Source organism: Psychroserpens mesophilus, assembly GCF_050617655.1.
GTDB classification, from domain to species: domain Bacteria; phylum Bacteroidota; class Bacteroidia; order Flavobacteriales; family Flavobacteriaceae; genus Psychroserpens; species Psychroserpens mesophilus_A.
In genome coordinates, this window is sequence record NZ_JBODQC010000223.1 from 1 (window position 1) to 264 (window position 264).

Annotated in this window: 1 pseudogene; it reads left to right on the top strand. The window is 53.8% G+C overall.

Features of this window, described 5'->3' with window-relative positions:
• A pseudogene (locus tag ACRHNM_RS17040) lies at positions 1-264 on the top strand (sensor histidine kinase); the annotation flags it as partial.

Consider the following 264-nt stretch of genomic DNA (forward strand, 5'->3'; position numbering starts at 1 on the left):
TTCCATTATCGTAAACACGAATTTCGACCGGATGGAAGATTCGTTTTCGGCCATCGCGCAATGCCTGCAGCGGGCCTGGCAATACGCCTCAGATGCTGAGGTATCCATCCGGTGCGGGGAATTTGAGGCAAACACTCCGGCATTCCGGGAGGACCTGCTCATGTTGTCCACTGACATCCGGGTATTTAACGAGCCCGAAGGGGAAATCCGCGTGGGATATCCGACACAGAAATACGGGCATTCAGACTTTCTGGAAGAGGAACG